This window comes from Anaerosacchariphilus hominis, assembly GCF_014290175.1.
Lineage (GTDB): Bacteria > Bacillota > Clostridia > Lachnospirales > Lachnospiraceae > Laedolimicola > Laedolimicola hominis.
This window is the reverse complement of record NZ_JACOOR010000003.1, coordinates 196,690-215,729: the sequence shown is the minus strand read 5'-3', so window position 1 is coordinate 215,729 and position 19,040 is coordinate 196,690. Positions and strand designations below refer to the sequence as shown.

Genomic DNA, 19,040 nt, shown 5'->3' with positions numbered 1-19,040 from the left:
GGAATAAGGGAGCAGATGCGTGTGACAGAAAGAGAAATATGCGGGTCATTCCGGAGAGCAGAGAATCAAAAGCAGCAGATTCAGATTTTGACGGAACTGACCTGCAAAAGCAAGTATCAGATTATCGGTATATTGCTGCGGAATGGCGAGAAAGTACCGAAAAGCATTGAAAACCAGTTATTCAAGAGACTGGATGCACTCGACGCACAGATTTTCGAGTGTGAAATGGAATACAAAGAAATCGTGACCGCATTGACGGGAGAAAACAGGAGGAAAGAAGATGGCAACAGGATTCAGCGTCATGGACGCACTGAACAAGAACAGCAAGGCAGGAGTTGACGAATCACCGAGAGCGAGATTCCGGACAAAGGACATTTCAATTTTCAAGATGTACCGGAACAAACTCAATTTCTACGATTTGGCAGATATTGAGGAACTGGCAGGAGACATCCTCATGTATGGTCTCAAACAGAATCTTGAGGTTGTATTTGAGCCGAATGAGCAGGGTGAATATAGAATCGTCGCAGGTGAGAGACGGTGGCTTGCACTCAAGCACCTTGTCGAGCAGGGATATAAAGATTTTGAGATTGCGACCTGCAAACTGACCACACCGCAGGACGAGGACGAGGAGCAGGTGGAAATCATCATCGCAAACGCATACCGGACAAAGTCTCTCAAGGATGTCATCGAGGAGGAACAGCGTCTAAAAGCGTGTCTTGAGCGTATGAAAACGGATGGAAAGAAAATCAAAGGATATGACCTCCAGTCCGGTCGCCTCCGTGATGTCATCGCCTCAATGCTCAAGATGTCAAAGACCAAGATCGCACAGATTGAGAGCGTCAACAACAATCTGATTCCGGAGTTTCGAGAGGAACTCAACAACGAGCGTCTCACATTCTCCGCAGCGTATGAGTTGAGTGGGATGTCTCCGGAGATGCAGCAGGAGGCACTTGCAAAGTACAAGGAAAACGGAGAATTGTCCTATACGGAAATTAAGGACATGAAATCACCGCAGAAACCGGAACAGGAGCAGGATGCAGCAGGGCAGCAGGACACCGTGTCAGATTCAGACACAGCAGGGCAGCAGTCATCCGAAAACAGCATGAATCCTCCGGAGGAAAAGAAAGCGGGCGACGATTATGAGACACCGCATCCGGAGGGAATCACATCAATCTGCTATTCCTGCACAGAATACGAGACCTGCAACGTAAAGACCGGAACATGTACCTCATGCGACCAGTACAAGAACCGTGCAGAGGCATACAAGACAGACGAGCAGAGATATAACGAGGAGCAGGATGCAATCGACCGTGAGACGAAAAAGAAACTCCGTGAACAGGCAGAGGAGGAGAAGATGAACAACCTCCCGTCAGACACACAGGAGAACGGTCAGAAAGTGCATCACATTAAACTGGGAGCGACATTTTTTGAGGAGGTTGCATCCGGAGAAAAGACATTTGAACTCCGGAAGAATGACAGAGGCTATAAAAAAGGCGACATCCTTGAGATGATGGAGTTCAAGGACGGAAAGAACACAGGACGCACCGTGAGAGTGCTTGTGACATATATCCTTGAGGAGTTTGCAGGTCTTGAGGACGGATATTGCATCATGGCAACATCACTCATGAAAGAGGATGCTGAATGATGGTGGTGGAATAAGGAGGAAAAAGGCAATGGATAACATCAGACGAGGAGAGATATTCTATATCGCACGAGGGGGGGGCGACGAACGGGAGTGAACAATTTGCGGACAGACCCGCAGTTGTAGTCAGCAATGACGAGAACAACAAGCACTCCGGAGTGATTGAGGTTGTGTATATGACGACGCAACCGAAAACAGACCTCCCGACACATGTGACCGTCCGCAGTACCGGACGATTATCCACAGTATTGTGTGAACAGGTATCGTCAGTATCGACCGACCGTGTGAATAACTACATCGGGCAGGTATCAGAGCAGGAAATGAAAAACATCGACATCGCTCTCATGATTTCCTTACAGTTGAGCGGTGGAGGAAAGACATCAAAGCAGTACAATGAGACGATTCAGAAACAGCAGGAGGAAATTGAATACTATCGCAACAAAATTCAAGCGATGCAGCAGTCGTTAGAAGAAAAGAAAACCGAAAAGCCACAGGAGGCAGCAGGAGAGACATCGGAGATTGTTGTGAGGCTTGAGACGGAGCGTGACACATACAAGGCATTATATGAGCAGTTATTCGAGAGGATGCTGAATGGAGGAACAGGAAAGTGAAAAAAGGGCAATTAAAAGCATTATTCATCGAGGCAAAGGGAACGGGTCAGAAATATATCGGTGTAATGATTCAGACAGAGGGCAGCAGTGAACCGGAGGTCATCATCAATCCGAAAGAGAATTTCAATGCAAAATTCGACTATTACATGGCAGCGTATGACGATGATTTGATTCTGATTGCAGCAAAAGGGAAAAAGGACATCAGAATCACGGGAGCAGCAGCGGGAGCATCGTTCGAGGACATCCAGTCACAACTCATTGATGAAAAAGCGTCATCCGGATGGAAAGAACAGATTGCGGATGCGGTGGACAGGGTTGTCGATAAGATGCTGAAAGAAACTCCTCCGGAAACGGAGGAGGAGAGACAGAACTGCGAGACCATGAGAGAGACAATCAAAGGAATGTTCCTCACGCAGAGACGCTCAAAGACAGAGGCAGCGTTCATCACCGAGAATATTGACAGATATGAGGAATTGTTTGAAATCTGCATGAATGGAGATGATGCACAGTTCAAAAAGGGCATCACGGAATTGCAGAAAGCACAGAATGAGTATATTTTGCAGAAAGAGAGGGAAAACGGATGAACAAGGTCATTTTGATGGGTCGTCTCACGAGAGACCCGAATGTCAGATATTCACCGAGAAATAATTCACAGGAGGAAATGGCAATCGCACGATATACACTTGCGGTTGACCGCAGAGGAGCAAAAGACGGGCAGCAGTCAGCGGATTTCATTTCCTGCGTTGCGTTTGGACGAGATGGAGAGTTCGCAGAAAAATATCTCAAGCAGGGAACGAAAGTGGTTGTCACTGGACGGATTCAGACGGGGTCATATACGAACAGAGACGGTCAAAAGGTCTATACCACGGACGTGATTGTCGAGGAACAGGAATTTGCAGAGAGTAAGAAAGCAGCAGGGCAGCAGGACGGGAACAACGGAGGGTATTCGGACGCAGGTGACGGTTTTATGAATATTCCGGACGGAATCGACGAAGAACTCCCTTTCAATTAGGTGCGGAGGAGGATGGAGACATGGGATTCGTGGAAAAGGTGAAAAACGTCATTTCAAAACTGCGGGCAGCGGGAAAGACAGAGAAAGAGGTGTCTGAAATCATCGAACAGGCAGCAGAGGCAGCAACGGTCTTGAAAAGACGGAATCTCCGGAGCATCCGGAGAAAATCAAGGCAGCAGGAGGAGAAAACCTGCAAGATGCTCTTTTGAAAGTGGGAATCAGTGCAAAAGAGGCATTGACCGCATTTGAGAGCATATACAGACTGAGGAGGCAGGAAAAGTCGAATAATTGGAGGAAATATCATGGATTGCCTCTGAAAAGGTCAAAAGGAGGAAAACGACGTGGAGACAGAAAAAGAAATGACAGCAATTCAGAAAACACAGGTATATCTTGAGAATTATCGGGAAATAGAGCGATATATCAAGGATGCAATTTCGGAAGTATCACAGATTGACGATGTATCAAGATATAACATTTCGGCAGAGAAAGCGTTCCTCCAGTCCATCAGAGAGTGCAAGGCAGAGACGGTCATTCTGTTCGAGCACATGAAAAAGGCTCTTGCATCGCTGAAAGAGGATGCAGAGGCAGCAGGTGAGGGGTACAAGTACGACGCACTTGAGGCAGTATATATCAAGGGCAAGTCATACGAGGATATTGTGAGGGAGACAGGATGCGGAAAGAACTCACCGAAAAAGTGGTGCAGATCAATGACAGAACGTCTCTCAATCAAATTATTCGGTGCAAAAGCAATCGAAAATGACAAAATCGGAGTGAAATGAGAGTGAAAACGGGGTGAAATGAGGGTGATTTCGGGGGTAAAAAGTGGGTGAACAAAAGCAAATATAAACGTGCTAATATGATAACGTGAACAGTTGAGTGAGCGATTGCAGAGATGCAGTCGCTTTTTTCTTGCCTGTTTGCCCTCCTGTTATATGCGGGCAGCAGGACACTATCATGTGCGATGTATGCCCGCCTCTTGAAAGACATGAGAGGCAGCAGGAGACCGATGGACAGAGAGGAGTGAGCAGTGTGTTATTGAAAGCATGTAAGGGATGCGGTCGCCTTATCCCACAGGCATTGACCATGTGCGAGCAGTGCGAGGCAAGGCAGCAGTCAAGGCATGTGACATATAACAATACACGCAGAGACCCACGAGCAGCAGAGTTCTATCTGTCAAAGGAATGGCGGGAGTTGAGACCTGTCATCATGAGTGTGTATGAGTATGTGGATATATATGCTCTGTATGTTGAACACCAGTTGATAACACTGAAAGATTCAGACCCCATCCACCACATCATAGAACTTGAGGAGGACTGGGAGCAGAGGTTGAACCCATTGAACTTGATACCCTTGAGCCATCGGACACACAACACAATCACAGCACTATATAAACAGAGCAATGCAAGCATGAAAGCAACACAGACACAGTTGAGGTCGCTGATTGATTACCATTTCAAAGAGGCAGGGGGATATGAAAAAGTTTTATGTGACCGTTTCTTAGTCGCACCCCCTCTTTTCTTTGGAGAAAACTCCCCACGAGAAAATCAAGACACAGGGGAGTGACGAAAAGGTGTCAGAATGTGACACGAAACTCGTGAACACTGGACGGAAAGGGGGTTGATGCTGCATGGCAGGACAGAGACAACCGACCGATTTGGTGGTCATGAAAGGGAAAAAACACCTCACAAAAGCAGAGATTGAGGCGAGAAAAAATGCAGAGGTGGTCGCCCCAAACGACAAAGTCAAGCCTCCGGCATATTTGACACCGGAACAAAAGAAGAAATTCCGGAAATTGTCAAAAGAACTGCTTGCAATCAAACTCATTGCGAACGTGGATTGTGATGCACTGGCGAGATTACTGATTGCACAAGACCAATACATCGAGATAACGGACAAAATCAGAGAAACTCCGTTGATGGTCGATGTTCCGGTCTATGAGATGCGAGAGAATCCGGACACAGGAGAACAGGAACGTGTACAGGTCGGAACACGGGAGGTTGTGAACGGTGAGAGGGAGCGTCTCATGATTATACAAGACCGCTGCATGAAACAATGTCGGCAGGGGGCATCGGATTTCGGAATGACGGTCAGCAGTCGGTGTCGGTTGGTAGTTCCGAAAGCAAAGGAAACAAAACCGGAGAACAAATTCGCCAAGTATGCGAGTTCATAAATGGCAGCAGGGGCAACAGTGACCGACCGTTGCACACAATACGCTCTTGATGTCGTTGCAGGTGTCATCGTTGCAGGTGAATATGTCAAACTGGCATGTCAAAGGCATCTTGACGACCTTGAAAAAGCAAAAGCAGCACCATACAGATTCTATTTCGACGTTGAAAAGTCCGAGGAAATCATCAATTTTGCGGAAGAATTAACGATCGCAGAGGGTGACGAACAGGAGAATGTGACAGCGTACCCGTTCCAGTGTTTCATTTTGGGGTCATTGAACGGGTGGAGGACGAAAGAAAAGGGTCACAGACGGTTCAGAACGTCCTATGTGCAGTTAGGCAGACAGAACGGAAAATCGTTCATCAACGGAATTTTAGCGTGTTACTATGGCAATTTTGACGGGTACAAATACGGAAAAATCTTTTGTACTGCGACAAAACAAGACCAAGCGAACATTGTTTTTGATGAAATTGTAAAATTCATCAATTCCGACGAGGATTTGTCGGAGTGGTTCAAGGTGCATGAGCATAATCACACGATAGATTGTCTCTGTACACATTCGGAAATCAAGGCATTATCCGGAGATACAAAGTCACTGGACGGACACCGTGCATATTTGGGAATCGTTGACGAATACCACGCTCACAAGACAAATCAGATGTACAAACTGCTTGAGGGAGGTATCAAGAAATTAAAATCCGCACTGATCTCCGTCATAACGACAGCGGGGTTCGATTTGAAATCACCTTGCTACAAGTTATATGAGTATTGCTGCAATCTGCTGAAAGGTGTGTTTGAGAACGACAGTCAGTTCGTGTATATAGCACAGTTGGACACAGCGGATGACCTATACAAAAAGGAGAACTGGATAAAAGCAAACCCGATTCTCGAATATGACGAGGATGCACTGGAGAATCTCGTTCCGATTGCGAACACTGCCCGTGATATGGGCGGGGAAGATTTGCGAGATTTCCTCGTTAAGCAGTTAAACATGTGGATGCAGTGGTCAAACGCATTGTACATCAAGGACATTAAAGACTGGAAACGATGTGCAGCATTGCGAACGCTCAAGGATTTCAGAGGCTCAAAATGTTATGTCGGAGTTGACCTGTCGTCCGGAGGCGACTTGACATCCATCGCAATCGTCATCCCGTACATGGTTGACGGTGCGAAAAAGTATTTTGTGCATACTCACTCATTCATACCTGCGAGCAGAGTGGACGAGCATATCAAGACGGACAAAGTTCCGTATGATGTATGGATTTCAAAAGGTCTCGTGACAGTCACGGAGACACTGGGAGGAATAAAGACGGATTACAAGTACATCATCAAGTACCTTGAGGATTTAATCAAACAGAATGATTTGAAACCTCAACTTGTGTGTTATGACCCACACAACGCATCTGCGTTCCTGTCAGACCTTGAGGCACTGGGATTCGATTCTGTGGCAATTACACAGACAGCAAAGGAACTCAATGACGCAACAGTTGATTTCAGACTGGAGATAAAAGCAGGAAACGTCGTGATTGAGGGAACAGAAGTCGGAAAAGGCAAGGTTGTTCCGTTCGATGAACTGCTGACGTGGTCGATTGCAAACGCAAAGACTATCTCGAACAGTTACGGTGAAATCAAAATCGACAAGGCACTCGACGAGGACAGAATCGACCCGATTGACGCAATCATCGACGCATGGAAAGCAGCAATGAAAGAGGAGTACAAGCCGGACACAAATGAGGTTGTGAATGAATGGCTTGAAATGTATGAGAAATACATGGGGAAAGGCGGTGAGAAAGAATGAACCCATTTAGAAAAATAGCAAACAGTTTGATGAACTGGTGGAAAGGTGAAACTGCACCGGAGGTCAGTGATTCAACGGAACTGACAGGCGGGGTGATGACGCTCAACTCACCGTCATTCCTTGAGAGCATGGGTTTAAGCAGGAGGAGAAAGACAACATCAGAGGTGACATATTTCACATGTCTCAAGATGCTGTCGGAAACTCTTGCGAAAATGCCTATCAAATATTATCAGAGAACGGACAAAGGAATCATTGAGGCAGAACAGACGGACACGTCGAGACTGCTGACCAAGAGACCGAACCCGTTCATGACACCGACGGTATTTTGGAACACAGTGGAAATCAACCGCAATCACTACGGGAACGCTTATGTGTACATGAGAAAGAAATTCATCCGGAAGAAATACGGAGGAGAGGTCAAAATTCTTGACCTGTGGGTGATGCAGTCGAATTGTGTTCAGATTGTTGTGGATGATGCAGGCATATTCGCAGGAAAAGGACGCTTGTGGTATGTCTACACAGACCCGACATCCGGAAGTCAGTATGTATTTGACACGAGTGAGGTCATGCACTTCAAAACATCATTCAGTTTTGACGGTGTGACAGGTTTACCAGTTCAGCAGATTCTCCGTGACACGATTTCCGGAGCATCAGCGTCACAGAGATATATGAACAGCCTATATGAGAGCGGACTGACAGCAAAAGCGACGCTTGAATATACGGGAGAGTTGAATGATAAAGCGAAAGAGGCACTTGTGAAGTCGTTCGAGGATTTTGGCAGCGGAGCGAGGAACACAGGGAAAATCATTCCCGTACCGTTAGGGATGAAACTGACACCACTCGACATCAAATTGTCAGATTCACAGTTCTTTGAATTGAAAAAATACACTGCATTGCAGATCGCAGCAGCGTTCGGTGTGAAACCGAATCAAATCAACGACTATTCAAAGTCGTCCTATGCAAACAGTGAGTTGCAGCAGTTGTCTTTTTACGTTGATACAGAACTGTTCGTCATCAAGCAGTATGAGGAAGAAATCAACTATAAAATGCTGACGGACGAGGAACAGGATGACGGTTTTTATTACAAATACAATGAAAAAGTTCTTTTCCGGACAGATTCAAAGACACAAATGGAATACCTGAAAAACGGTGTCAGTGGCTCAATCATGAAACCGAATGAGGCACGACGCAAACTTGACCTCCCCGATGGAGAGGGTGGCGACACTTTACTTGCAAATGGCAGCATCGTTCCGCTGACAATGGCAGGAGCAGCATATCAGAAAGGTCAAATCGAGCAAGAGGAGACCGAAAAACCGGAGCAACCGGAGGAAGAAACAGAGCCGGACACAGAGCAGCCGGACACAACAGGACAACCGGACGAAACCGACGAGGCAGAGGACGAGGAAGAACAGGAGGGAGGTGAATAATCATGGCAAAGAAAAGACGTTTTGATTTCACAAAAAAGAATAAACGCAGCGGAAAAGTTGAAAATGTCGGCTATTTGGATTTGGAACAGGACGAGGAACAGAGCAGATGTTCCTTGTATTTCTACGGTGACATTGTATCAGCAACATGGGAATCCATGTGGTTCGAGGAGGACAGATGCCCGCAGGACATCGCAGATTTCCTCAACCAGTTGGATGGGTATGAGGACATCGACATCTATTTCAATTCCGGTGGCGGTGATGTATTCGCAGGACTGGCAATCTATAACCAGTTGAAACGATACTCCGGACACAAAGTCGGATATGTTGATGGAATGGCTGCGTCAATCGCATCTGTCATCATGTTCGCATGTGATGAACTGCATTTTGCGACAGGAGCACAGGCGATGATTCACAAGCCTTTATGTATGGCATGGGGCAACGCAGACGATTTCAAAGAGGTCATCAAACAACTTGATTTATGCGAGGATTCAATTCTAGACGTTTACGAGGAACACTTGAAAGAGGGTGTGACGAGAGACAAAATCAAGTCTTTCATGGCGAAAGAAAAGTGGTTCAGCGGTGCAGAACTGGCAGAGTATTTCGACGTTTTGATTGATGAAAAGGCAGCAGTCGCAGCGTGTGCATCAGATTATTTTGAAAAATACAACCATGTTCCGGAGAGCATCAAAGGAACAGCCACAAAGGACATTGTCGATGCGGTGCTTGCGGAACTGGAGAACAGGAACAATGCAGCAGCAGAGGCAGAGAAACAGAGAATCGAGGCAGAAAAGCAGGATATTCTTGCAGACCTCGACATGTATGGAATTTAAGAAAGAGAGGACATGATTCATGAACAAGGAAATGCAGAAACTGTTGAAAGCAATCAACGACAAAAAGAATGAGGTCAAGAGCCTTGTGAACGATGGAAAACTCGACAAGGCAAAGGCAGCAAAAGAGGAACTCAAAGAGTTACAGGAAAAGTTTGACCTCCTGTTCGATTTGGACGAGGAGGAACATGAGGAGATCGAGGACAAGGTGGCGACGGGAACAGCAAAGACCATCGGGGCAAAAGCAGACAAGAAAAACCTCGTGAAAGCGTTCGTCAATATCGTCAAATGCGGATTCTTAAAGAGAGAACCGGACGAGGGAGATGTCAAGGTGTACAAGGATGCGTTAAGCACAGACACCACAAAGGGAGACGATGATGAAATGGGAATCGGTGTCACCGTTCCGGAGGACATCAGAACAGACATCATCGAGTTAAGACGTTCAGAGGATAATCTGGAGCAGTATGTCAATGTGGAGGGAGTGACCACAAAGAGCGGTTCTCGAAACATTGAGGTCGATGCAGATTCCACTCCGTTCGACAATGTGGACGAGGAGGCGGATTTCCCCGACATGGATGAGCCGAAGTTCAAAAAGATTGTGTATGCAATCAAGAAAAAAGGTGGCATCTTAAAAATCACCGCAGAACTGTTTGAGGACACCGCAGCCAATGTCATGGCATACATCAACAAATGGATTGCCAAGAAAACAAAGGCGACAAGAAATGCGATGATTCTCAAGGTTGCGGACGAGATGACAAAGGGAAAAGAGGTTGTGATTTCCACAATCGACAGCCTCAAGGACGTGTTCAACGTGGGTCTCGACCCTGCTATCACAACCGGAGCAATGGTCATCGCAAATCAGAACGGGTACAACTACCTCGACAAGTTAAAGGATAAGGATGGAAAGTACATTTTGCAGCCGAATCCTACACAGCCGACACAGATGATGTTGTTCGGTAAATATCCGATTGTCAAGGTGTCAAACAGGACTGTGAAATCTGAACCAGTGTACTCACCTGCGTTCACAATCTCCGGTAGCAAATTAGCAATCGACGGAACAACCACAGCAATCGACGCATCAGCAACGTCCGACGTAACAGCATGGAAAGTCGTGAAAGGAAAGTATGTTGTAACTTGCAAAGGACAGGAGCAGGAAACGACAGTCGATGCAAAGGTGTCCGCATACAAGCATCCTGTGTATATGGGCGACTTAAAAGAGGCTATCACATTATTTGACAGAAATGTCATCACAATCGACATGAACGACAAGGCAGCAGGTTTGTGGGAGAAAGACATGACCGGAATCAAGGTTCGTGACCGTTTCGACGTGCAGCCTGTTGATGATGGAGCAATCATCAAAGGCAACATCACGGAAGTTGTGCAGGGATAAGAAATGCAGCAGGGCGGGAACACCCGCCCTGTGATTGAAAGCAGGTGAATGAAATGACGGACGAGGAAAAGAAAGAGTATAGAGACAAACTGGTTGAGGACTGCATGAAATACAATCACATCGACTATGACGACGACAAGGACATTGTCGAGACTATGGTTGAGGCGATTGCATCAGAGGAATTGATGGAACTGATTCCGAATTTCGACCCATACAATTTGACCGCCCGTCAGAGATTGCTTGTATATTCTTTCGTCAAGGAATTGTATGACCACAGGGAGAAGTATCAGAACGGTACACAGCAACTCACAAATGCGGTCTCAACCATGCTACTCAATGAAAAGTATGGAGGGAGCAGTGAATGACCGGACGGGTGAAAATAATCAGAGTGACCACAGAAATCAAGGAGGGCAGGAAAGAACCGACCACAGAGGTGTTTTATGAGTGTTGGTGCGATGTTCAGAGTTTGGGAACAAATGAGAAATACACAGCACTGCAAGCAGGTCTTGAGAACACCATTGTTTTCAAGGTTCGGAATTGCAAGCGGATGAAAGAGGTCAGAAAGAAAATGAAAGAGTTCTATGCAGAGTATGACGGAACACGATTCGACATCTATGACGCATCACCGATGTTCACAGATAACGGATGGGTGCTTGTGAAATGTCGTGCGGTTGCATAGGTGTCACATTCTGACACGGAGGTGAGGACATGAAAATTGACATTGAGTTCAAAGGACTGGAGGAACTGGTAAAAGCGTTTGAAAGTGCTGCATCGGATGAAGATATTGCACAGGTGAATAAAACGATCGCTGAAAAAGGAGAACCAGTTGTACAGAGAATCATGTCCGGAAAAATCCCAAAGTCAAAGGACATCAAAAAAAGTGGGCGAGGGTTCGGTTCAAAATCATCAGTGTCCGCACATGCAGCAGATGAAATCCCTATCGGGAAAGTAAAGGTGAACGGTACGGGAGCGACAGCAGATGTCGGATGGGAAAAGAACACACAGGACGAGGGCGGTCATTTCTACGTCCGTTTTATTAACTGGGGAACGATTTACAGACCGCCACAAGAGTTCATATATGCAACAGGCAGGGAGGCAGATGCAGAACTGCAAAAGATAGCAGAACAGGAATATCAAGCGTATTTAGACAGGACAGTGGGGTGATAAGCATGGACAGCAGTCCGGACATCATAAAAGACGCATCAGACGCACTCAAGCCGATAGAGGACAGAGGAATCACCGTGATGCAGGGGTGGTATGACAAAGACCTCAACAAATGTCATGTGACATTGTGGGATTTGGGCGAAACCGATGATAATTTTTCGGATGATGATGCGGAGGGAGTGACACTTTCCTTGCAAGTCACCATTTTCTCAAAGGAGGACGAGGTGGAACTGGCAAGGGAAATCAAGTCTCTCATGAAAGAGAATGGGTTCTCATTCGAGGGGAGAAACGGAGACGATTCAAAACCGGAGGATGGAATCTATATGAAAGCACAGCGATTCACAAAATATTATGAAAGCGAGGAAAAATCATGAGCGAAACAGTAACACAGGTAAATGAAACCACACAGAAGATTGTAAGGAGTAGAACTTGCGGTCTGAAAGATTTCTACATCGCACTGGTGCAGAGCAATACTGCAACAGCATACACAGCCGGAACTCCGGTGAAATTAGCAAGGGCAATCAAAGCGAAAATTGATGAAAAGTGGACAAGTGAGAAAATCTACTCCGACGATAACACCGAGGAGGTCATCACCTCATACGAGGGAACAGATGTCGAACTGGAGATCAATGCTCTTGCACCGCAGGACAGAGTGATTCTGTTCGGGCAGTTGTACGAGAAAGGATTCTTGAGAAAGTCATCTGACGACAGAGCACCGGAGGTCGCTGTCGGATGGAGAGAAAGAAAACTCAACGGAAAATATGAGTTCAAGTGGCTTTATGTCGGAAAGTTTGCAGAGGGTATCAGCGAGGAGGCAAGCACTAAAGAGGGAAAACTGTCACCTACAACCAAGAGCATCAAGGGCAGTTTCTACGAGCGTAGCATCGACAATCTGTATGAGGTATCTGTTGATGAATCCAACCTTGTAGCAGAGGACACGGATGCAGCAACAGCAATCAAAGACTGGTTCTCAAAAGTGCAGGAAGCACCGGACGCAGCAGCGTAAAACAAGAGAGGATATAACAGGAGGATAATTCAATGAATAGAAAAATTATCGTGAATCATAAAGAGTTCAAAATGGAGAAAATGTCTGCGGACACATACATGGAATATCTCGAACTTGCAGAACAGATTGACGCTGCGACATCCGAGAGAGCGTCAAAAAGATACTCACGACAGGAAATTGAGGCGATGATGTTGTTCATCTGCAAAGCATACGGAAATCAGTTCACGGTTGACGAGTTAAAGGACGCAGAGAGCGGACTGGATGCAGCAGGAATCGTCATCGAGTTCAACATGATTGACATGGGAATCGCAGAGGAAATGAACAAGAGAATGGACAAGATGATGAAAAATTTTCAGAGTGGCAAGTGATTCCGGAAATAACAATCACTTGCAGCACAGGAAAAGTATTCATCAATAACATAACGGTTGAGCAGTACAAGAAATATGCTGCACTCATGGAGAAAAACGGTTCGGACAAAATAACGGATGCACTGTTTTTCAACAAAAGAATTATTCAAGAGATATTCGGAAACAGGATGTCTCTCGATGAACTGGGTGAGGTGGATGTCATTGAATTTCTGACAGCATCAAAGGGGATTCATTTCATCATGCAGGATATTGTTTCCGATGCGTTGCTGAACATTGTCGAGACAGAGCCAATCGAAAGAGAGACATCTGCGTTCGACGAATATGACCGTGAGAATGGGTATGAGGACGAGGAGCAGGAAGAACAGAACACATGGAAGATATGCGGAGAAATCGTTGACCGTGTGACAAAAATTGCGATTCGGCTCATGCGGGAATCATACGGGCAGTGCATGAAAGAAAATATCATTGAACTGCTGAAATATCTGAAATTTGAACTTGAAACGGTGAACGAGAACACATAACACAGAGAGGAGGAGAACCGATGGCACATACAAGCGTGAAGATTTCAGCAAATTCGTCTGATTATCAGTCACAAATGAAATCCGCTGCGTCACAGATGAAAGTGTTATCCAGTGAGTTCAAACTGGCACAGACGCAAGCAAAAGCGTTCGGTTCGGCAGCAGACCAACTCAAGGCGAAAGCCGAGAGCCTCACTCAAAAAATCACTCTGCAAAAGAATATCGTTCAATTAAACAGTGAGCAACAAGCAAAACTCACACAGAAACTTTCAGACCAAAAGACAAAGCAGGAGGAATTGAAAACAAAGGTCGAGGCAGCAAAGAAAGCCTATGAGGATTCAACAAAGGCGACCGGAGCAAATTCAGAGCAGTCAAAGGCACTGAAAGAGGAACTCGACAAACTGGAGCAGGAATTTAAGGCAAACGAGACAGCAATAGGAAAGACGGAGACTGCTCTTGCAAATCAGACCACAAAGACGAACGCATCAAAAGCATCACTCGTCGAGATGGAATCTGAACTCGAAAAAGTAAACAAGGAACTGAAAAATCATAAACTGAATGAATTTGCAAGCGGTTGTGACAAAGCAGGACAAAAGATGGAGAGTTTCGGAAAGAAAATGTCCGTCGTTTCTGCGGGAATTGCTGCAATAGGAGCAGCATCAATCGCAGCGTTCAAGGAACTCGACGAGGGATATGACACGATAGTGACAAAGACCGGAGCAACCGGAGAGGCACTGGAGGGATTGACCGCATCTGCGGACAATGTTTTCGGAAGTATGCCGGAGGACATGTCAACGGTCGGAGAGGCTATCGGTGAAGTAAACACGAGATTTCATTCGACAGGAGAGGAACTGGAGAGCCTGTCAACGCAATTCATTCAGTTTTCGAGCATAAACGGAACGAATGTGACACAGTCTGTTGACCAAGTGGACAAAATCATGAAAGCGTGGAACATAGACACATCACAGACGGGGAATCTGTTGGGATTGCTGACATCAAAAGCACAGGAGACAGGAATTTCCGTTGACAAACTCGAAAGTTATGTACTGGATAACAATTCAGCGTTCAAAGAGATGGGGTTGTCATTACCACAAGCAATCAATTTGATGGCTCAATTCGATGCGAACGGTGTTGATTCTACGACAGCACTGGCAGGACTGAAAAAGGCATTGCAGAACGCAACAGCCGAGGGAAAGTCAATGGATGTCGCACTGGAGGAGACAATCGGCAGCATTAAGAACGCAAAGACGGACACAGAGGCTTTACAGATTGCGACAGAACTGTTCGGGAAAAAGGGTGCTGCGGAAATGGCGACAGCAATCCGAGAGAACAGAATTGACCTCACAAGCCTGTCATCCTCAATGTCAGAATATGGAACGACGGTCGAGGACACATACAACGGAACACTCGACCCGATTGATAATGCAACAATAGCGATGAACAATGCAAAACTGGCATTGTCAACACTGGCGACAACAGCACAGACCGCAGCAGCACCAGTCATCGAAAAGGTGACGACAAAGATTCAAGAACTGACAAAGTGGTTCACCTCTCTTGACGAGGGGCAACAGCAGACAATCATCAAGGTCGGTCTTGTGGTGGCTGCGGTGGGTCCTTTAGCAATCGGATTCGGAAAAGTAGCACAGGGAATATCGACGACGGTGAAAACAGGTCAACAGTTTGCATCGTTTGTCGGAGGAATCATCGCAAAGATAACAGCCAAGACAGCAGCAACCGCAGCAGGAACAGCAGCAGACACAGCAGGGGCAGCAGCGGAGGCAGCACATACCGCAGCAACAGCGACAGCGACCGGAGTGACTGGAGGAATGACGGTGGCACAGACCGCCCTCAATGCAGTCATGAATCTGTGTCCGATTATTTTAATTGTGACACTGATTGCAGGACTGATCGCAGCAGGAATCGCTTTATATAAAAACTGGGATAAGGTCAAAGAAAAATTATCCGAGTTGTGGAGTAACGTCAAGGAGAAATTCAACGCAATCAAGGAAACCATAACGGGAGCGTTCTCGAAAGCAAAAGAGGCGGTCACGAATAAGGTGAACGAGATAAAAGATTCGGTTGCGAATAGTGCAGTCGGACAAGCAGCGACAAAGACGTTTTCAGCGGTGAAAAATACTGTCACAAAGTTCATGGGGGCAGCAGTTGACACCGCAAAGGAGAAACTGGGGAACATGAAAACCGCCTATGAGGAAAGCGGGGGCGGTATTAAAGGAGTAGTTGCAGCAGGATGGGAGGGAATCAAAGGCTATTACACAGCCGGATTCACGTTCGTTGATAATCTGTCGGGAGGAAAACTGACAGAAATCAAGACAAAATTCTCCGAAAAGACATCGGAAATCAAGACGAAAGTCTCCGAGGGTTGGGAGAATATGAAAACGACGGTCACATCCAAGATGACCGAGTGGAAAACAAACGCATCAAATAAACTGACGGAAATCAGAACCGATTTCACGACGAAGATTTCCGGAATACAGTCCTATGTGTCAACCGGATGGTCTCACATGAAATCGACGATTTCAACGACGATGCAGCAGTGGAACACAGATGCGAGCAACAAACTCCTGTCACTCAAGAACGATTTTACAAACAAGGTCGAGAGCGTAAAACAGGGATGGTCAACGAGGTTTACAAACATCAAGGACACGGCGACAAATCTCATGGAGACCGCAAAGACCAATGTTTCCACAAAACTGGAAAATATGAAATCTGCCTATAACGAAAAAGGCGGGGGCATGAAAGGAATTGTGTCGGCTACATTCACAGGCATCAAGGACACGATGAACTCACTCATGTCCACAGCGAACACGTTGACAGGTGGAAAACTCGACAGCATCAAGTCATCTTTCTCGACAAAATTGAACGGTGCTCTTTCAACGGTCGGTTCAGTCATGGAGAGCATACGAGCAAAATTCAGCGAAAAGATGGAATCCGCAAAGACAGCGGTCTCAAATGCTATCGACAGAATCAAGGGATTTTTCAATTTTGAGTGGTCATTGCCACATTTGAAAATGCCACATTTTAGTATATCCGGTTCGTTCAGTCTGAACCCTCCATCTGTACCGTCATTCGGTGTTGAATGGTACAAAACAGGAGGAATCATGACAAGTCCGACAGTGTTCGGAATGAATGGAACGAGGCTCATGGTCGGAGGAGAGGCAGGAGCAGAGGCAATTTTGCCACTTGCAGAGTTCTACACAGAATTGAACTCAATGCTTGACCGAAAGCTGAAAGCGATCAATCAGAATGTGAACGCTTTTATCGAGGTTCACAACTATATTGACGGAGACGAAGTGGCAAGCAGAACGACCGAAAAGGTCAGTGATAATCTTGCAATAGCAACAAAAAAACGGAGGTGAGGACATGAAAATTGACAGCATAGACATTCGGTCATTCGATGCAAAGCAGTTGACAGTTGATTTCGAGCCTCCACAGACGGGGGTGACGGTGGAGATGTTCGACGGGGCATTGATACCGTCGGAATCCGAAACATACACACCATTGTCCGGACTGACAGTGACAGTCCTGTTCAGAGGAAAAGACAGAGACGAGGTTCAAAAACATGTCAGTGATTTCAATGCAGAGTTGCAGAAAGGTGTTGTCCTTACACTGGACGGGTACAGTCGCCATTTTAAGGCATATATGACGGGGAACTCGTTGAGCAAGACAATAACGAAAACACGGTACACAGCAGAGTTCAAATTCACGGGGTACTGGTTCAGCGACGAAGTGAGTTTGAACTGGCAGGGAGCGTATGAGGCAATATTTGAGGCACAGGGAAACAGGGCGACACCGTGCAGACTGACAATCACAGCAACGGAGTACATTGAGCAGTTAAGAATCAACGGTCTTTCCTGCGGTGAAATTATTATCGACACGATTCCGAGAGGAGCAACCGTCATCATTGACGGAGAAACAGGATTCGCAACGATGGACGGAGAGAACAAGTTCAAGGATGTGTCATTGATGGAATTTCCGTATCTCACAACAGGGCAGGAAAAGGAACATCATCTCATTTTCTCTGACAATAACGCACTTGTCACATTGCAGTATAAACCTATGTGGTTATAGGAGGCGGTCAGATGGATTTGTACAATGATTCACACGAAAAGGTGTGTATTTTATCCGGAATAAAAGAAACGTGCATCACAAGCACTCTCAAGACCGGAGATAAGGAAATCACATTCGAGTTCCGAAAGACAAACAGGTATGCAGCGGACATCAAAGAGGAGGGATATATCAGAACCGACACGGACGAATTTGTTATCAAGCAGGTCGAGCCGAGCGGGGAATGGTACAAATGCACCGGAACATTGAACGTCGAGGAACTGGAGGGCAAACAATATCCGCAGGGATTTGAGACTGTGGAAAAGACGGTCGATGAATGTCTGACAGAGGCAATCGACGGAACTGGATGGAAAGTCATCCGGTGCGATGTTTCCAAAAAGAGAACAATCCGGATAGAACAGAACTGTTCTGCATGGGATGTCGCTCAACAGGCAATCACAACGTATAGATGCGAGATGGTGTTCGATTCTCTGAACAAGGGAATTTCGGTATATGAGAAATACGGAGAGGACAGAGGAGCATATTTCATTGAACGTCTGAATCTCAAGCGGTTGCAGGTACAGTCAAACTCATACGACTTTGCAACAAGGCTCATTCCGATAGGGAAAGATGGATTGATGCTGAATATCGACGGGAAAAATTATGTTGAGAATCACCAGTATTCAAAGAAAGTGAAAACGATGACGTGGAAAGATGAAAGATACACGGATGCGGAATCACTGAAAGAGGATGCGGAGGCGAAACTGGACGAACTTTCCAAACCATACAGGTCGTACACAGCAGAAATCATCAATCTTGTTGAGGCAGTGCAGGACGAGGAGAAAAAAGAACAGTACAAAGAGGTGTTCAGTATAGCACTGGGAGACACGGTGCTGCTGATCTCCAAGTCAACGGGAATCCGTGAGAGCCACAGGATTGTGAAATTCTATGAATACCCGTTGACGAAAGAAAAGAACAAGGTCGAACTGGCAAACACAAGACTGTCATTCGAGGAGGTTCAGAGAACCGAGCAAGAATTGTCATGA

At 46.2% G+C, this 19,040-nt stretch carries 23 protein-coding genes; all 23 read left to right on the top strand.

Annotated elements, in window-relative coordinates; all coding sequences use genetic code 11:
* Positions 1-15: 15 nt before the first annotated feature.
* Complete coding sequence (locus H8S44_RS05935; protein ID WP_118382545.1) at positions 16-339, top strand: hypothetical protein; 324 nt, start codon at positions 16-18, stop codon at positions 337-339.
* The gene (locus H8S44_RS05930) at positions 281-1,645 is read left to right on the top strand and encodes a ParB/RepB/Spo0J family partition protein (RefSeq protein WP_186871682.1); all 1,365 of its coding nucleotides are present in this window, start codon (positions 281-283) and stop codon (positions 1,643-1,645) included. Before H8S44_RS05935 ends, H8S44_RS05930 begins: the two co-directional genes overlap by 59 nt.
* A gap of 32 nt (positions 1,646-1,677) precedes the next feature.
* Positions 1,678-2,253 carry a type II toxin-antitoxin system PemK/MazF family toxin gene (locus H8S44_RS05925; protein WP_330593417.1) on the top strand — a complete coding sequence of 192 codons (576 nt, stop codon included), beginning with the start codon at positions 1,678-1,680 and terminating at the stop codon, positions 2,251-2,253.
* Positions 2,250-2,837: a hypothetical protein gene (locus tag H8S44_RS05920; RefSeq protein WP_003506156.1), complete on the top strand. Its 588-nt coding sequence runs from the start codon at positions 2,250-2,252 to the stop codon at positions 2,835-2,837. Before H8S44_RS05925 ends, H8S44_RS05920 begins: the two co-directional genes overlap by 4 nt.
* On the top strand, positions 2,834-3,265 hold the full coding sequence (locus H8S44_RS05915) for a single-stranded DNA-binding protein (RefSeq protein ID WP_003506157.1): 432 nt from the start codon (positions 2,834-2,836) through the stop codon (positions 3,263-3,265). The genes H8S44_RS05920 and H8S44_RS05915 overlap by 4 nt, the downstream gene beginning before the upstream one ends.
* Positions 3,266-3,285: 20 nt before the next feature.
* Complete coding sequence (locus H8S44_RS16365) at positions 3,286-3,474, top strand: hypothetical protein (RefSeq protein ID WP_243167490.1); 189 nt, start codon at positions 3,286-3,288, stop codon at positions 3,472-3,474.
* Between the two features lie 132 nt (positions 3,475-3,606).
* Positions 3,607-4,044 (top strand): hypothetical protein, encoded by a 438-nt coding sequence (locus H8S44_RS05905; protein WP_003506159.1) that lies wholly within the window; start codon positions 3,607-3,609, stop codon positions 4,042-4,044.
* A 175-nt stretch (positions 4,045-4,219) separates the two neighbouring features.
* The gene (locus H8S44_RS05900; RefSeq protein WP_003506161.1) at positions 4,220-4,828 is read left to right on the top strand and encodes a hypothetical protein; all 609 of its coding nucleotides are present in this window, start codon (positions 4,220-4,222) and stop codon (positions 4,826-4,828) included.
* Positions 4,829-4,892: 64 nt separating this feature from the next.
* Positions 4,893-5,435 (top strand): phage terminase small subunit P27 family, encoded by a 543-nt coding sequence (locus tag H8S44_RS05895; protein ID WP_003506163.1) that lies wholly within the window; start codon positions 4,893-4,895, stop codon positions 5,433-5,435.
* Positions 5,436-7,229 carry a terminase large subunit gene (locus tag H8S44_RS05890; RefSeq protein ID WP_186871681.1) on the top strand — a complete coding sequence of 598 codons (1,794 nt, stop codon included), beginning with the start codon at positions 5,436-5,438 and terminating at the stop codon, positions 7,227-7,229.
* Positions 7,226-8,656, top strand: coding sequence for a phage portal protein (locus H8S44_RS05885; RefSeq protein ID WP_055062305.1), 1,431 nt, complete (start codon positions 7,226-7,228; stop codon positions 8,654-8,656). The genes H8S44_RS05890 and H8S44_RS05885 overlap by 4 nt, the downstream gene beginning before the upstream one ends.
* A 2-nt stretch (positions 8,657-8,658) precedes the next feature.
* The gene (locus H8S44_RS05880) at positions 8,659-9,486 is read left to right on the top strand and encodes a head maturation protease, ClpP-related (RefSeq protein ID WP_003506170.1); all 828 of its coding nucleotides are present in this window, start codon (positions 8,659-8,661) and stop codon (positions 9,484-9,486) included.
* 19 nt (positions 9,487-9,505) lie between these two features.
* Entirely contained in the window at positions 9,506-10,873 is a 1,368-nt protein-coding gene (locus H8S44_RS05875) for a phage major capsid protein (RefSeq protein WP_100932005.1), read from the top strand.
* Positions 10,874-10,926: 53 nt separating this feature from the next.
* Positions 10,927-11,238 (top strand): head-tail connector protein, encoded by a 312-nt coding sequence (locus H8S44_RS05870; RefSeq protein ID WP_003506174.1) that lies wholly within the window; start codon positions 10,927-10,929, stop codon positions 11,236-11,238.
* Positions 11,235-11,552, top strand: coding sequence for a phage head closure protein (locus H8S44_RS05865; protein WP_003506176.1), 318 nt, complete (start codon positions 11,235-11,237; stop codon positions 11,550-11,552). Before H8S44_RS05870 ends, H8S44_RS05865 begins: the two co-directional genes overlap by 4 nt.
* 29 nt (positions 11,553-11,581) lie before the next feature.
* On the top strand, positions 11,582-12,037 hold the full coding sequence (locus H8S44_RS05860; protein ID WP_118382550.1) for an HK97-gp10 family putative phage morphogenesis protein: 456 nt from the start codon (positions 11,582-11,584) through the stop codon (positions 12,035-12,037).
* A gap of 5 nt (positions 12,038-12,042) precedes the next feature.
* Positions 12,043-12,411: a hypothetical protein gene (locus tag H8S44_RS05855; protein ID WP_004605269.1), complete on the top strand. Its 369-nt coding sequence runs from the start codon at positions 12,043-12,045 to the stop codon at positions 12,409-12,411.
* Positions 12,408-13,043 (top strand): major tail protein, encoded by a 636-nt coding sequence (locus tag H8S44_RS05850; protein WP_069424296.1) that lies wholly within the window; start codon positions 12,408-12,410, stop codon positions 13,041-13,043. Before H8S44_RS05855 ends, H8S44_RS05850 begins: the two co-directional genes overlap by 4 nt.
* A 32-nt stretch (positions 13,044-13,075) precedes the next feature.
* Positions 13,076-13,411 carry a phage tail assembly chaperone G gene (gpG, locus tag H8S44_RS05845; protein WP_055062300.1) on the top strand — a complete coding sequence of 112 codons (336 nt, stop codon included), beginning with the start codon at positions 13,076-13,078 and terminating at the stop codon, positions 13,409-13,411.
* Positions 13,408-13,932: a hypothetical protein gene (locus H8S44_RS05840; protein WP_055062299.1), complete on the top strand. Its 525-nt coding sequence runs from the start codon at positions 13,408-13,410 to the stop codon at positions 13,930-13,932. The genes gpG and H8S44_RS05840 overlap by 4 nt, the downstream gene beginning before the upstream one ends.
* Before the next feature lie 20 nt (positions 13,933-13,952).
* Positions 13,953-17,306 carry a phage tail tape measure protein gene (locus tag H8S44_RS05835; protein WP_242880283.1) on the top strand — a complete coding sequence of 1,118 codons (3,354 nt, stop codon included), beginning with the start codon at positions 13,953-13,955 and terminating at the stop codon, positions 17,304-17,306.
* A 4-nt stretch (positions 17,307-17,310) separates the two neighbouring features.
* Positions 17,311-18,018, top strand: coding sequence for a phage distal tail protein (locus tag H8S44_RS05830; RefSeq protein WP_055062298.1), 708 nt, complete (start codon positions 17,311-17,313; stop codon positions 18,016-18,018).
* Positions 18,019-18,029: 11 nt separating this feature from the next.
* Complete coding sequence (locus H8S44_RS05825; RefSeq protein WP_207724089.1) at positions 18,030-19,040, top strand: phage tail protein; 1,011 nt, start codon at positions 18,030-18,032, stop codon at positions 19,038-19,040.

Bases quoted from the DNA above. Each gene is read 5' to 3' on its own strand.
- H8S44_RS05850 (WP_069424296.1), top strand. From the start codon at position 12,408: ATGAGCGAAACAGTAACACAGGTAAATGAAACCACACAGAAGATTGTA.
- H8S44_RS05830 (WP_055062298.1), top strand. From the start codon at position 17,311: ATGAAAATTGACAGCATAGACATTCGGTCATTCGATGCAAAGCAGTTG.
- H8S44_RS05935 (WP_118382545.1), top strand. From the start codon at position 16: ATGCGTGTGACAGAAAGAGAAATATGCGGGTCATTCCGGAGAGCAGAG.
- H8S44_RS05930 (WP_186871682.1), top strand. From the start codon at position 281: ATGGCAACAGGATTCAGCGTCATGGACGCACTGAACAAGAACAGCAAG.
- H8S44_RS05900 (WP_003506161.1), top strand. From the start codon at position 4,220: ATGTGCGATGTATGCCCGCCTCTTGAAAGACATGAGAGGCAGCAGGAG.
- H8S44_RS05915 (WP_003506157.1), top strand. From the start codon at position 2,834: ATGAACAAGGTCATTTTGATGGGTCGTCTCACGAGAGACCCGAATGTC.
- H8S44_RS05895 (WP_003506163.1), top strand. From the start codon at position 4,893: ATGGCAGGACAGAGACAACCGACCGATTTGGTGGTCATGAAAGGGAAA.
- H8S44_RS05885 (WP_055062305.1), top strand. From the start codon at position 7,226: ATGAACCCATTTAGAAAAATAGCAAACAGTTTGATGAACTGGTGGAAA.
- gpG (WP_055062300.1), top strand. From the start codon at position 13,076: ATGAATAGAAAAATTATCGTGAATCATAAAGAGTTCAAAATGGAGAAA.
- H8S44_RS16365 (WP_243167490.1), top strand. From the start codon at position 3,286: ATGGGATTCGTGGAAAAGGTGAAAAACGTCATTTCAAAACTGCGGGCA.
- H8S44_RS05875 (WP_100932005.1), top strand. From the start codon at position 9,506: ATGAACAAGGAAATGCAGAAACTGTTGAAAGCAATCAACGACAAAAAG.
- H8S44_RS05825 (WP_207724089.1), top strand. From the start codon at position 18,030: ATGGATTTGTACAATGATTCACACGAAAAGGTGTGTATTTTATCCGGA.
- H8S44_RS05855 (WP_004605269.1), top strand. From the start codon at position 12,043: ATGGACAGCAGTCCGGACATCATAAAAGACGCATCAGACGCACTCAAG.
- H8S44_RS05880 (WP_003506170.1), top strand. From the start codon at position 8,659: ATGGCAAAGAAAAGACGTTTTGATTTCACAAAAAAGAATAAACGCAGC.
- H8S44_RS05890 (WP_186871681.1), top strand. From the start codon at position 5,436: ATGGCAGCAGGGGCAACAGTGACCGACCGTTGCACACAATACGCTCTT.
- H8S44_RS05860 (WP_118382550.1), top strand. From the start codon at position 11,582: ATGAAAATTGACATTGAGTTCAAAGGACTGGAGGAACTGGTAAAAGCG.
- H8S44_RS05870 (WP_003506174.1), top strand. From the start codon at position 10,927: ATGACGGACGAGGAAAAGAAAGAGTATAGAGACAAACTGGTTGAGGAC.
- H8S44_RS05835 (WP_242880283.1), top strand. From the start codon at position 13,953: ATGGCACATACAAGCGTGAAGATTTCAGCAAATTCGTCTGATTATCAG.
- H8S44_RS05865 (WP_003506176.1), top strand. From the start codon at position 11,235: ATGACCGGACGGGTGAAAATAATCAGAGTGACCACAGAAATCAAGGAG.